The sequence below is a fragment of the Leclercia sp. LSNIH1 genome (assembly GCF_002902985.1).
GTDB lineage: Bacteria > Pseudomonadota > Gammaproteobacteria > Enterobacterales > Enterobacteriaceae > Enterobacter.
Window position 1 is genome coordinate 1,683,222 of record NZ_CP026167.1, and the last position, 13,735, is coordinate 1,696,956.

Genomic DNA, 13,735 nt, shown 5'->3' on the forward strand with positions numbered 1-13,735 from the left:
TTATCATTAAATTCTAATTATCGGCGTTTTCAGATGGCGGCAATCTTGCTGGCTGGTTACTCTGGAAACGATTTACATCATTTTAACGTAAGAGAATAACTATGCATGATGCACAGGTCCGTGTCGCAATTGCGGGCGCGGGTGGCCGTATGGGCCGTCAGTTAATTCAGGCTACGCTGCAGATGGATGGCGTTGCGCTTGGCGCCGCGCTGGAGCGCGAAGGCTCTTCTTTATTAGGCGCGGATGCCGGTGAGCTGGCAGGCGTGGCTAAGACGGGCGTTACCGTGCAGAGCAGCCTTGATGCAGTAAAAGATGACTTTGACGTGTTTATCGATTTTACGCGCCCGGAAGGCACGCTGCATCACCTGGCGTTTTGCCGCCAGCACGGCAAGGGCATGGTAATCGGCACCACCGGTTTTGACGATGCGGGCAAACAGGCGATTCAGGATGCGGCGAAAGTCATCCCTGTCGTATTTGCGGCCAACTTCAGCGTGGGCGTGAACGTGATGCTCAAGCTGCTGGAGAAAGCGGCGAAGGTGATGGGCGACTATACCGATATCGAGATCGTTGAAGCGCACCATCGCTACAAAGTGGATGCACCGTCAGGTACGGCCCTGGCGATGGGCGAGGCGATTGCCCAGGCGATGGATAAGGATCTGAAAACGTGTGCCGTCTACACCCGTGAAGGTCATACCGGCGAACGCGTTCCGGGCACCATTGGTTTTGCCACGGTGCGTGCCGGTGACATTGTAGGCGAACATACCGCGATGTTTGCCGATATTGGTGAGCGCGTTGAAATCACCCATAAGGCTTCCAGTCGTATGACTTTTGCAAATGGGGCTGTACGTTCTGCTATTTGGTTGAAAGGCAAAAAAGATGGTCTTTTTGACATGCGAGATGTGCTTGATCTTAACAACTTGTAATCATAGTTACCCTTCGTGATGTGGTTATTGCAGTCGTAATTAATTGATTGCACAGGGCAATATTTTATTGCCCTTTAATTTTGAAGTCTTTGGCATAGTTTTTATATTAACTTCCCATAAATCTTCTTTTTCACCTCTATTTTTGTTTCAAACTTGTGAATTTTGACCAAATGGTCCACTTTTTTGGACCGCAACGGCAGTTCTAACAATAAAATGGGTTAGCAAGCGTTTTCCCAGGTGATTTAGTTGATCTTTTTGCCCGTTAACAACTCTCTCTCCCACCAGTGGCATAAAAATGACAGACAAAACCCACTTTTTGAGTTGACTTTCCCCTGCTTAATCTCCAGAATGCCGCCGTTTGCCGAAAATCCACTGGCAGCAGATTTGCATTGATTTGAACCCTGGTTATGAATTAATATGCAAATAAAGTGAGTGAATATTCTCTGGAGGGTGTTTTGATTAAGTCAGCGCTATTGGTTCTGGAAGACGGAACCCAGTTTATCGGTCGGGCCATTGGGGCAACAGGTTCGGCGGTTGGGGAAGTCGTTTTCAATACTTCAATGACCGGTTATCAAGAAATCCTCACTGATCCTTCCTATTCCCGCCAAATCGTCACTTTAACTTATCCCCATATTGGTAATGTCGGCTCCAACGCCGCTGATGAAGAGTCCTCCCAGGTCCACGCACAAGGTCTGATCATTCGTGACCTGCCGCTGATTGCCAGTAACTACCGCAGTACTGAAGACCTCTCTTCCTACCTGAAACGCCATAACATCGTGGCGATTGCCGATATCGATACCCGTAAGCTGACGCGTCTGCTGCGTGAAAAAGGTGCCCAGAACGGCTGCATCATCGCTGGCGACAACCTGGATGCGGCTCTGGCGCAGGAAAAAGCCAAAGCCTTCCCGGGTCTGAACGGTATGGATCTGGCAAAAGAAGTGACCACCGCTGAGTCCTACAGCTGGACGCAGGGTAGCTGGACGCTGGCTGGCGAACTGCCGGAAGCGAAAAAAGAGGAAGAGCTGCCGTTCCACGTGGTGGCCTACGACTACGGCGCCAAGCGCAACATCCTGCGTATGCTGGTGGATCGCGGCTGCCGCCTGACCGTTGTGCCGGCCAAAACCCCGGCAGACGAAGTACTGAAGATGAACCCGGACGGGATCTTCCTCTCTAACGGCCCGGGTGACCCGGCACCGTGCGATTACGCTATCGACGCGATTAAAACTTTCCTTGAAACCGACATTCCGGTATTCGGCATCTGCCTCGGCCATCAGCTGCTGGCGCTGGCGAGCGGTGCGAAAACCGTGAAGATGAAGTTCGGTCACCACGGTGGCAACCACCCGGTGAAAGATATCGACAACAACACGGTAATGATTACCGCACAGAACCACGGTTTTGCTGTCGATGAAGCCTCCATGCCTGCCAACCTCCGCGTCACGCACAAGTCGCTGTTCGATGGCACCTTGCAGGGCATTCATCGTACCGACAAACCGGCGTTCAGCTTCCAGGGACACCCGGAGGCAAGCCCAGGCCCGCACGATGCCGCGCCGCTGTTCGATCACTTCATCGAACTTATCGAGCAATACCGTAAGACCGCTAAATAATCAGGAGCCGAGAAGACCATGCCAAAACGTACAGACATAAAAAGTATCCTGATCCTTGGCGCTGGCCCGATCGTTATCGGCCAGGCCTGTGAATTTGACTACTCTGGCGCCCAGGCGTGTAAAGCCCTGCGTGAAGAGGGTTACCGCGTTATTCTGGTGAACTCCAACCCGGCCACCATCATGACCGACCCGGAGATGGCCGATGCGACCTACATCGAGCCGATTCACTGGGAAGTGGTACGCAAAATCATCGAAAAAGAGCGTCCGGATGCCGTACTGCCAACCATGGGCGGCCAGACGGCGCTGAACTGTGCGCTGGAGCTGGAGCGTCAGGGCGTGCTGGAAGAGTTCGGCGTGACCATGATTGGTGCCACCGCCGACGCGATTGATAAAGCGGAAGACCGCCGTCGCTTCGACGTGGCAATGAAAAAAATCGGCCTCGACACCGCGCGTTCCGGTATTGCACACAATATGGAAGAGGCGCTGGCGGTTGCCGCTGACGTGGGTTATCCGTGCATCATCCGTCCTTCCTTCACCATGGGCGGCACCGGCGGCGGTATCGCTTACAACCGTGAAGAGTTCGAAGAGATTTGTGCCCGCGGTCTGGATCTTTCTCCAACCAACGAGCTGCTGATTGATGAATCACTGATCGGCTGGAAAGAGTATGAGATGGAAGTGGTGCGTGATAAAAACGACAACTGCATCATCGTCTGCTCTATTGAAAACTTCGACGCCATGGGCATCCACACCGGTGACTCCATCACCGTGGCACCCGCCCAGACCCTGACCGACAAAGAGTATCAAATCATGCGTAACGCCTCAATGGCGGTACTGCGTGAGATTGGCGTCGAAACCGGCGGCTCTAACGTGCAGTTCTCGGTTAACCCGAAGAACGGTCGTCTGATTGTTATCGAGATGAACCCGCGTGTATCCCGCTCCTCTGCGCTGGCATCGAAAGCCACCGGCTTCCCGATTGCCAAAGTGGCGGCGAAACTGGCGGTAGGTTATACCCTCGACGAGCTGATGAACGACATCACCGGCGGTCGTACTCCGGCCTCGTTCGAGCCGTCTATCGACTACGTTGTGACCAAAATTCCTCGCTTCAACTTCGAGAAATTTGCCGGTGCGAACGACCGTCTGACCACCCAGATGAAATCTGTCGGCGAAGTGATGGCCATTGGCCGCACCCAGCAGGAGTCCCTGCAGAAAGCGCTGCGCGGTCTGGAAGTGGGCGCCACCGGTTTCGACCCGAAAGTAAGCCTGGATGACCCGGAAGCCCTGACCAAAATCCGTCGTGAGCTGAAAGACGCGGGCGCCGAGCGTATCTGGTATATCGCCGACGCCTTCCGTGCGGGCATGTCCGTCGATGGCGTCTTCAACCTGACCAACATTGACCGCTGGTTCCTGGTGCAGATTGAAGAGCTGGTGCGTCTGGAAGAGAAGGTGGCAGAGCTGGGCATCAACGGCCTCGACGCTGACTTCCTGCGCATGCTCAAGCGTAAAGGCTTTGCCGACGCGCGTCTGGCTAAACTGGCGGGCGTACGCGAAGCGGAGATCCGCAAGCTGCGTGACCAGTACGACCTGCACCCGGTCTACAAGCGCGTGGATACCTGTGCGGCAGAGTTTGCGACCGACACCGCCTACATGTACTCCACCTATGAAGACGAGTGCGAAGCGAACCCGTCCGTTGACCGCGACAAAATCATGGTGCTGGGCGGCGGTCCAAACCGTATCGGCCAGGGCATCGAGTTCGACTACTGCTGCGTACATGCCTCCCTGGCGCTGCGCGAAGACGGTTACGAGACCATTATGGTCAACTGTAACCCGGAAACCGTCTCGACTGACTACGACACCTCCGACCGCCTCTACTTCGAGCCGGTAACGCTGGAAGATGTGCTGGAAATCGTGCGTATCGAGAAGCCAAAAGGGGTTATCGTGCAGTACGGCGGCCAGACTCCGCTGAAGCTGGCCCGCGCGCTCGAAGCGGCAGGTGTACCGGTTATCGGTACCAGCCCGGATGCGATTGACCGTGCGGAAGACCGCGAACGTTTCCAGCACGCCGTTGACCGTCTGAAGCTGAAACAGCCGGCTAACGCCACCGTTACCACCATTGAGCAGGCGGTTGAGAAGGCCAAAGAGATCACCTACCCGCTGGTGGTGCGCCCCTCCTACGTGCTGGGTGGCCGCGCAATGGAGATCGTCTACGACGAAGCCGACCTGCGCCGTTACTTCCAGACGGCGGTCAGCGTCTCTAACGATGCGCCAGTCCTGCTGGACCGCTTCCTGGACGATGCGGTAGAAGTGGATGTGGATGCTATCTGCGACGGCGAAAGAGTGCTGATTGGCGGCATCATGGAGCACATCGAGCAGGCGGGCGTGCACTCCGGCGACTCCGCATGTTCTCTGCCAGCCTATACGCTGAGCAAAGAGATTCAGGACGTGATGCGCGAGCAGGTGCAGAAACTGGCCTTCGAGCTGCAGGTACGCGGTCTGATGAACGTGCAGTTTGCGGTGAAAGACAATGAAGTCTACCTGATTGAAGTGAACCCACGTGCGGCACGTACCGTCCCGTTCGTCTCCAAAGCCACCGGTATCCCGCTGGCGAAAGTGGCGGCGCGCGTGATGGCTGGCCAGACGCTGGCGCAGCAGGGCGTAACCAAAGAGATTATCCCGCCGTACTACTCGGTGAAAGAGGTGGTGCTGCCGTTCAACAAGTTCCCGGGTGTTGACCCGCTGTTAGGGCCAGAGATGCGCTCAACCGGTGAAGTCATGGGCGTGGGCCGTACCTTCGCGGAAGCGTTCGCCAAGGCGCAGTTGGGCAGTAACTCCACCATGAAGAAACGGGGCCGTGCGCTGCTCTCCGTGCGCGAAGGCGACAAAGAGCGCGTGGTGGACCTGGCGGCGAAGCTGCTGAAGTATGGCTTTGAGCTGGATGCGACCCACGGCACCGCGATTGTGCTGGGTGAAGCGGGTATCAACCCGCGTCTGGTGAACAAGGTGCATGAAGGTCGTCCGCACATTCAGGACCGTATCAAGAATGGCGAATATACCTACATCATCAACACCACCGAAGGGCGCCAGGCGATTGAAGACTCCAAGCTGATTCGCCGCAGCGCGCTGCAGTACAAAGTGCACTATGACACTACCCTGAACGGCGGTTTTGCGACAGCGATGGCGCTGAACGCGGATGCCACCGAGAAGGTGATTTCTGTGCAGGAGATGCACGCGCAGATTAGCAAGTAACAAGCCTGTTATCGTAGGGCGGGTAAGCGAAAGCGACGCCGGGCAAATGGCGGGTGGCGCTTCGCTTACCCGCCCTACGATGGCTGCCTCCCTCTTCAGAACCTTCTGCTTTCTCATCTCCTATCAGTCAGTTAGCCTAAAATTATCAGGTCGATAATTAAATCCAACTGAAAAGCAGGGAGAACACCATGCGTAAGAATCTTTTGCTGACTTCAATTTTTACTGCCGCAGCACTATTTACCGTTGCAGGTTGTTCCTCTAACCAGGCGGTGAAAACTACTGACGGTAAAACCATCGTCACCGACGGAAAACCGCAGGTAGATGACGATACTGGAATGATGTCTATTGATAATGCCGAAACCGGTCAGACGGAACAGATTAACCGCGATCAGGTGAAATCCATGGGTGAACTGGATAACTGATAAAAAAATGCAGTGGCCTGCGCCACTGCATCGGTTGTTGCGGTAACAGGATTACCAGCGGTGATTTAACAGGATATGACCGCCATAGGCGTCGTAGCTGTTTTCGCCCCATTCGCCGCTGGCGCGCAGCGAGATCAGGGTGGTCTCGTTCAGCTTGCCCGTTACGCCCAGCTCCAGCTGTGCGCGGTCGTCCGGGGTATCGTTGCTGAAGGTTTCGCCGTTGAAAGCGATGTCGTTCTGTCCTGCCCCTTTCAGCCAGTTAACTGCCACATAAGGCTGCCACGCCTGAACATCTTTCTGGTCAAAGTAGCTGGATTTCACCCCTACGCGGCCAAGTACGCTGTCGTTATCAAGGGTAGAGATCCGTACGCCGTCGGCATCCTTATGATTTTCCTGGTCCAGGTAGCTGTAAATCGCCTGAATTTGCGGCTCGATTTTCCAGGTTCTCTCGTTTTCTGAATCAACAATCCAGGCATGGCCCGCTTCCAGCGACACGGCAAAACCGTGGCTGTTGTAAGATTCATTGTCGCGCCCATCGCTTCTCAGGCCGTTGTGATACCAGCCGTAAGAGGCCCAGCTGTCGATATAGCTGCCTTTACGCAGCTTCTGATCTTCCTGCCAGGTGGCGTAGACGCCAACGTTCACACCATCGACCTTGCCGTGCGCGGAACGGTGGCTGCCGGTAGAGGTGGAGTCGGTTTTCGCCTGGCCTGCGCCAAACATCATCCCACTATGCAGAACACCAGTATCCATCTGCTTGCTGATGAAATCGCTGCCAACCTGCATGACGTACTGGGTCGTGTCATAGTTTACTTTTCCGCCTGCCACGTCATTGTCGTGATAGCGGCCTTTGACATACATCCAGGTATTGAGATCCTCACCATCGCGCAGCGTCAGCTGATCGCGATCGTCACGTTTGTGCAGGAACATCCCCTGGGCTGCCAGGTAGTTACCCATATAGGCGCCGACTTCAGGGGCCATGTTAGACGGTGCTGGTGGGGTATAGCCACCATCATCAGGGTTGGTATTGTTGCCGTTATCATCCGGCTCTGGTGCCGGCTGAGGGGCTGGCGTTGGGTCTGGCGTTGGATCGGGTGTTGGCTCGGGCGCAGGGGAAGGCGAAGTGTTCGCAGATTCCAGGTACCAGTTACCGTCGGTGTGCTTGTTCAGGCTGTATTCCCAGGCACCGGCAACAACAGGTCGGGAAAGGGAGAATGCGGCGTCGGAGTTACCACTAACTTTGACAACCTGCATACCGTTAACGGTTTGCGCACCCAGACCACCGATATTCGAGATGCGGATACCGGACTGGCCGGCGCTATCACCGGTAATGGTCAGGTGATCGGTAGCAGAATCATCCTCTCCCAACACGCTGTTCATCAGGATCTGGCTACCGCTCGTCCCGGTATAGTTGCCGTTAATGACGAATCTGTTGCCGACGTGGTCATTAAGACCATTGACCTGCAGCGTACCGCTGTTGGTCACATTACCGTTGATGGTATTCGCAGTTGAAGGCGTTACGCTATTGCCAGAGATGGCATTCCAGGAGGCGAGGGTACCGCCGTTAAGAATATTGATGTTGTTATTAACGGTTCCGGCGCTGGCAAAGGTTGCTCTATTGCCAACGGTGACGGTAGCGGTATTGCCGCTGGTGCCCAGGGTTGCGCCTTCTGCGATCAGGGTGGTACCGCTATTCAGTAGGGTATTGCCGGTATAGCTGTTATTGCCGGTCAGGGTTAACAGATTAGCATCGATTTTTTTAACGTTGCCGCTGCCGGTAATATCCCCTGCGAAAACAGAGTCGGAGCCCTGGTTGAACGTGAAGGTGCCGTTATTGGTCAGGGTGCCGGTCAGAAAGCCTGTTTGGTCACCATTACCCAGCTGAAGATGGCCTGCCTCTGAAATCAGGGTATTACCGGCGTCGTTTTTTACGATGCCCGCCAGAGTCAGTTTACCTGAGTTGATCTTAATTGAGTCACCCGCGCCGATAATATCGATGTTGCCGGTCAGTGACCAGTCAGTACCGTCCATAGACAGCGAAGCAAAGCCATCACCTGCGTTCAGGCCGCGGAAATTGCTGTCTTCTGAGCCGCTATTCAGTAACGCTAAGGTGTTTGTTGTGGAATTGGTGGAGATAACATCGCCATCAAGCACAGATCCTTGCCCCAAAGTCAGCGTATTAGCCTGGGTACTCTCAAAGGTAATTGCACTTTCTGAACCTTTTATCAGGCCATTATTTCCTATATTAAGTCTGTGATTACCCGTGACGACAACACCGTTAACATCAGCCTCGATCTGCCCCCGATTATTAAGATTACTTTTGCCTGAAGCATCAAGCAGGATACCGTTATCGGTGCCGCCTTTTAACATTCCATCATTATCAATGATGACACTGGCACCGGAGGTGAACGCGGTTTTACCCTGGATCGTACCGGTATTTGCGATGTTGACGTTACTTGAATCTTCATGAATTTTAATACCGTATTCTGCCCCCAGAATTTTACCGGCGTTGTTTATGTCCCCACCCATATTTTCGACATAAATTCCGGTGGCACCCGTGGATTCGATTAATCCACTTTGCTGGTTATTTATGATTACTTTTTGTGAGCCAGTAGCGATAAGCATTCCATCGCCTACGCCAGACACTTTCCCATAGTTCGTGACACCGTCAATTACCTGCCCTTTGACCGTAACAGTGGGCATGTCAGTGGAATTGGTAATGCTGACATCTTCAGGAATGATGTATGTATTATCTGATGAAAAAGTCTGTGGGGCATCCGTGTTGTCATTAATTATGATTTCTGCGGATACCATTAACGGGGTAAATACTATTAATGCTGATAAAGCTGGAAAAATATTTTTCAACGATGCCGTTGTCTTATTTAATTGAGGGGTTTTGCTTGTCATTGTCACATCCGTTTTGTGATTTAAGAAAGCGTATTTTAGTAATGAGGTGATTTTTTGTAAATCACTGCTTTTTAATGGTGTATTATTAATATTAAGTTAACCAATTGAGTTGTCAGAGGTTTTTTATGAATGGTGTTTTTAAATTATGGATTAAATTCATTTTATTGATAATGTTTTTGCATTAATCCAAAGAGAATAATCTTAATGCTAAATATGATGTTTATTTTTTATGGAATTAATAAAAATAATAGATTTCCAAGCAAAGCCATTTACCAATCTTTGCGGTTAATGCCAGCAAGGCCAGAGACCCCTTCAAACGCCTCGCTTTCCTGACTACACTGACAGTCACAACAAGAAAGCCGTTTACCCAGGTTAATCATGATACTCATTATCTACGCCCATCCTTATCCGCACCATTCGCATGCGAATAAGCGAATGCTCGATCAGGTAAAGACGCTGGAGGGTGTAGAAATCCGCTCGCTCTATCAGCTCTATCCTGACTTTAATATTGATATCGCCGCAGAGCAGGAGGCGATTTCCAGAGCCGATCTCATCGTCTGGCAGCACCCGATGCAGTGGTACAGCACGCCTCCGTTGCTGAAACTGTGGATCGATAAAGTCTTCTCGCACGGCTGGGCGTACGGTCATAACGGCAGAGCGCTCAAGGGTAAAAGCCTGCTGTGGGCGGTGACCACCGGTGGCGGCGAAAGCCATTTCGATATCGGTTCCTTCCCCGGCTTTGAGGTGCTGGCGCAGCCGCTGCAGGCGACCGCGCTCTACTGCGGGCTCAACTGGCTCCCGCCATTTGCTATGCACTGCACCTTCGTTTGCGACGACGAAACCCTTCAGGCGCAGGCGCGCCACTACAAACAACGTTTACTCGACTGGCAGGAGGCGCACCATGGATAGCCATACGCTGATTCAGGCGCTGATCTATTTGGGGGCCGCGGCGCTGATTGTGCCGGTTGCGGTTCGTCTGGGGCTGGGGTCGGTGCTGGGCTATCTGATTGCCGGCTGCGTCATTGGTCCGTGGGGTTTCCGGCTGGTCACCGATGCCGAGTCGATTCTGCACTTTGCGGAAATTGGCGTGGTGCTGATGCTGTTCGTGATTGGTCTGGAGCTGGATCCGCGTCGCCTGTGGAAACTGCGCGCCTCGGTATTTGGCGGCGGGGCATTGCAGATGCTGGCCTGCGGTCTGCTGCTGGGCGGATTCTGCATCCTGCTGGGCATGGACTGGAAAGTGGCGGAGCTGATCGGTATGACGCTGGCGCTCTCATCCACGGCGATCGCCATGCAGGCCATGAATGAACGTAACCTGACGGTTTCGCAGATGGGTCGCAGCGCCTTCTCAGTGCTGCTTTTTCAGGACATCGCCGCCATTCCGCTGGTGGCGATGATCCCGCTGCTGGCCGCTTCCGGGGCGTCAACTACCCTGGGCGCCTTTGCCCTTTCGGCCCTGAAAGTTGTCGGGGCGCTGGCGCTGGTGGTCCTGCTCGGGCGGTACGTCAGCCGACCGTTGCTGCGTTTTGTCGCCCGCTCCGGCCTGCGTGAAGTCTTCAGTGCCGTGGCCTTATTCCTGGTCTTCGGCTTTGGTCTGATGCTGGAAGAGGCCGGGCTCTCTATGGCGATGGGGGCGTTTCTGGCAGGCGTTCTGCTGGCGAGCTCCGAGTACCGCCACGCCCTGGAAAGCGATATCGAGCCCTTTAAGGGGCTGCTGCTGGGGCTGTTCTTTATTGGCGTGGGGATGTCGGTTGATTTCGGGACGTTAGTCACCCATCCGCTGCGCATCGCGATCCTGCTGGTGGGCTTCCTGGCCATTAAAATGCTCATGCTCTGGCTGGTAGCTCGCCCGTTGAAGGTTCCCGCGAAACAGCGGCGCTGGTTTGCGGTGCTGCTGGGGCAGGGGAGTGAGTTTGCCTTTGTGGTGTTTGGCGCGGCAAACATGGCAAACGTGCTCGATCCCGAATGGGCGAAGGCGCTGACGCTGGCGGTGGCGCTGTCAATGGCGGTAACCCCGCTGCTGCTGGTGGTGCTGACCCGTCTCGACGCTGCCAACAGTGGTCAACAGCACGAGGCTGATGAAATTGATGAAGAGCAACCGCGGGTCATCATCGCCGGGTTTGGTCGCTTCGGTCAGATTGCGGGCCGTTTGCTGCTCTCCAGTGGGGTAAAAATGGTCATCCTCGATCACGATCCCGATCATATTGAAACCTTGCGTAAGTTTGATATGAAGGTCTTTTATGGCGATGCCACCCGCGTGGACCTGCTGGAATCCGCCGGGGCGCACAAGGCCGAAGTGTTGATCAACGCGATAGACGATCCGAAGAACAGCCTGCAGCTGGTTGAGCTGGCGAAGACGCACTTCCCGCATCTGAAAATCATCTCCCGCGCGCGCGATATCGATCACTACATCAAACTGCGTCAGACAGGTGTCGATGCCCCGGAGCGTGAAACCTTTGAAGGCGCGCTCAAATCCGGACGGCTGGCGCTGGAGAGCCTTGGCCTCGGGGCATATGAAGCCCGGGAGCGGGCCGATCTGTTCCGTCGCTTTAATATTGAGATGCTGGAGGAGATGGCGGAAATGGCGGAGAACGATGCCAAATCCCGCGCGGCAGTGGTTAAACGCACCAGCGCCATGCTGACCGAGATCATCAATGAGGATCGTAATCACCTCTCACTGACCCAGCGTCATGGCTGGCAGGGAACGGAAGAGGGTAAGCATACCGGCGATCCGCACGATGAGCCGGAGAGCAAACCTGTAGCGTGAAGAGGGGTTGCCAGCAAATATAAAAAATTTCCTGTTCTTTACTCTGCCGCCAGTCGACGAAAGATTAAGCTTTCCGTATAGTGGCGGCAATTTTTTGCATCCGGGAAATAATCAATGATCAGTCTGATTGCGGCGCTTGCGGTAGATCGCGTGATTGGTATGGAAAACGCCATGCCGTGGAATCTGCCTGCCGATCTCGCGTGGTTTAAACGTACAACGTTGAACAAGCCGGTAGTAATGGGCCGCCTGACCTGGGAGTCAATCGGGCGCCCGTTGCCGGGCCGTAAAAACATCGTAATAAGCAGCCAACCCGGCACGGACGATCGTGTTGAGTGGGTTAAATCCATCGACGAAGCCATTGCTGCCTGCGGCGATGCTGAAGAGATCATGGTGATTGGCGGGGGGCGTATCTATGAGCAATTCCTGCCGAAAGCGCAGAAATTATATCTGACCCACATTGATGCTGAAGTGGAAGGGGATACCCATTTTCCGGACTACGATCCTGACGAGTGGGAATCGGTGTTCAGCGAATTCCACGACGCGGATGCGCAAAACTCGCATAGCTACTGCTTCGAGATCCTTGAACGCCGCTAATGTGGTTACTGCACCTTTCCCGCCGGGAGAGGTGCAGCGCTCTTCTACGACGCTACGGCTTCATTTTCATCCAAATCCAGATGCCGGTTCGAAGGCTGCATAAACCAGGCTTTATCTTCCCAGCGCAGACAGGTGAGTTCTCCCCCCCAGCAGCAACCCGTATCCAGCCCATAAATGCCTTCAGGCGTGCCTTTCCCTTCCAGCGATGCCCAGTGGCCGAAGACGACACTGTACTGCTCCGTTACCGGGCCAGGGATTGCAAACCACGGCTTGAGCGGCGTCGGCGCGTTTTCCGGCACATCCTTGCAATACATATCCAGCTGACCATTCGGGAAGCAGTAACGCATGCGGGTGAAGGCGTTCGTGATAAAACGCAGGCGCGCAACGCCGCTGAGCTCCATGCTCCAGTTGTTGGGCATGTCGCCATACATCGCATCGAGGAAGAACGGGTAAGAGTCGCTGGCGAGCACCGCTTCGACGTCCCGGGCACACTCTTTGGCGGTTTGCAGATCCCACTGCGGGGTAATGCCCGCGTGCGCCATCACCACTTTTTTATCTTCGTCGATCTGCAGCAGCGGCTGGCGACGTAGCCAGTTAATCAGCTCATCGGCGTCGGGCGCTTCCAGCAACGGCGTGATCCTGTCTTTCGGTTTATTGCGGCTGATCCCGGCGTAGACCGCCAGCAGATGCAGGTCGTGGTTGCCGAGGACGATCCGCACGCTGTCGCCGAGCGATTTGACATAGCGCAGGACTTCCAGCGAGCCAGGGCCACGGGCAACGAGATCGCCCGTGAGCCACAGCGTGTCTGTACCTGGGGTAAAATCCACCTGCTTTAGCAAGGCGATCAGTTCATCGTAGCAACCGTGAACGTCGCCAATGAGATATGTAGACATGTTTAGTGAATGAGTGTTGGTACAGCCAGACGGAAAACAGGAATGGCAACGCGGAATGCATTGCCCTCGGTATCGACCATTTCATAATGGCCCTGCATGGTTCCCAGCGGCGTCTCGATTACTGCACCGCTGGTATACTGATACTCTTCGCCGGGCGCAATGTGCGGCTGTTCACCCACCACACCTTCGCCCTGCACTTCAATTTCACGGCCATTGCCGTTAGTGATAAGCCAGTAACGCCCCAGCAGCTGGACAGGGGTTCGCCCGAGATTGCGAATGGTCACGGTGTAAGCAAAAACAAAACGTTCTTCATCCGGTGTGGATTGAGACTCGATGTAAAGGCTTTGCACCTGAACACATACGCGGGGCGAATTAATCATGG

11 protein-coding genes are annotated in these 13,735 nt (G+C 54.5%); 8 read left to right on the plus strand and 3 right to left on the minus strand.

The genetic code is table 11. The features are described 5' to 3' along the window. Nucleotides 1-101 precede the first annotated feature (101 nt). The 4 genes from dapB (at nt 102) to C2U54_RS08495 (ending at nt 6,192) form a co-directional block, all read left to right on the plus strand. A complete protein-coding gene (gene dapB, locus C2U54_RS08480; RefSeq protein WP_103178226.1) occupies nt 102-923 on the plus strand; it encodes a 4-hydroxy-tetrahydrodipicolinate reductase in 822 nt (273 codons plus the stop codon). Nucleotides 924-1,378: 455 nt separating this feature from the next. After that, nucleotides 1,379-2,527, plus strand: coding sequence for a glutamine-hydrolyzing carbamoyl-phosphate synthase small subunit (gene carA / locus C2U54_RS08485; protein ID WP_103178227.1), 1,149 nt, complete (start codon nt 1,379-1,381; stop codon nt 2,525-2,527). Nucleotides 2,528-2,545: 18 nt separating this feature from the next. After that, on the plus strand, nt 2,546-5,770 hold the full coding sequence (carB, locus tag C2U54_RS08490; protein ID WP_103178228.1) for a carbamoyl-phosphate synthase large subunit: 3,225 nt from the start codon (nt 2,546-2,548) through the stop codon (nt 5,768-5,770). A gap of 188 nt (nt 5,771-5,958) precedes the next feature. Further along, entirely contained in the window at nt 5,959-6,192 is a 234-nt protein-coding gene (locus tag C2U54_RS08495; protein ID WP_103178229.1) for a YgdI/YgdR family lipoprotein, read from the plus strand. Nucleotides 6,193-6,243: 51 nt separating this feature from the next. On the opposite strand, the gene C2U54_RS08500 is transcribed toward C2U54_RS08495, so the two are convergent. Then, on the minus strand, nt 6,244-8,721 hold the full coding sequence (locus C2U54_RS08500; RefSeq protein ID WP_233210491.1) for an autotransporter family protein: 2,478 nt from the start codon (nt 8,719-8,721) through the stop codon (nt 6,244-6,246). Nucleotides 8,722-8,911: 190 nt separating this feature from the next. Here C2U54_RS08500 and C2U54_RS27710 point away from each other — a divergent pair, with 190 nt between their 5' ends. The 4 genes from C2U54_RS27710 (at nt 8,912) to folA (ending at nt 12,460) form a co-directional block, all read left to right on the plus strand. After that, complete coding sequence (locus tag C2U54_RS27710; protein WP_231736585.1) at nt 8,912-9,082, plus strand: hypothetical protein; 171 nt, start codon at nt 8,912-8,914, stop codon at nt 9,080-9,082. A 395-nt stretch (nt 9,083-9,477) separates the two neighbouring features. Then, nucleotides 9,478-10,008 carry a glutathione-regulated potassium-efflux system oxidoreductase KefF gene (gene kefF / locus C2U54_RS08505; protein ID WP_103178231.1) on the plus strand — a complete coding sequence of 177 codons (531 nt, stop codon included), beginning with the start codon at nt 9,478-9,480 and terminating at the stop codon, nt 10,006-10,008. Continuing rightward, the gene (gene kefC / locus C2U54_RS08510) at nt 10,001-11,866 is read left to right on the plus strand and encodes a glutathione-regulated potassium-efflux system protein KefC (RefSeq protein WP_103178232.1); all 1,866 of its coding nucleotides are present in this window, start codon (nt 10,001-10,003) and stop codon (nt 11,864-11,866) included. Before kefF ends, kefC begins: the two co-directional genes overlap by 8 nt. Before the next feature lie 114 nt (nt 11,867-11,980). Then, on the plus strand, nt 11,981-12,460 hold the full coding sequence (folA, locus tag C2U54_RS08520) for a type 3 dihydrofolate reductase (RefSeq protein WP_103178233.1): 480 nt from the start codon (nt 11,981-11,983) through the stop codon (nt 12,458-12,460). A gap of 44 nt (nt 12,461-12,504) precedes the next feature. Here the strand turns inward: folA and apaH are convergent, their stop codons facing one another. Continuing rightward, nucleotides 12,505-13,353 (minus strand): bis(5'-nucleosyl)-tetraphosphatase (symmetrical) ApaH, encoded by an 849-nt coding sequence (gene apaH, locus C2U54_RS08525; RefSeq protein ID WP_103178234.1) that lies wholly within the window; start codon nt 13,351-13,353, stop codon nt 12,505-12,507. A gap of 2 nt (nt 13,354-13,355) precedes the next feature. Then, nucleotides 13,356-13,733: a Co2+/Mg2+ efflux protein ApaG gene (gene apaG, locus C2U54_RS08530; RefSeq protein ID WP_103178235.1), complete on the minus strand. Its 378-nt coding sequence runs from the start codon at nt 13,731-13,733 to the stop codon at nt 13,356-13,358. Nucleotides 13,734-13,735 lie beyond the last annotated feature (2 nt).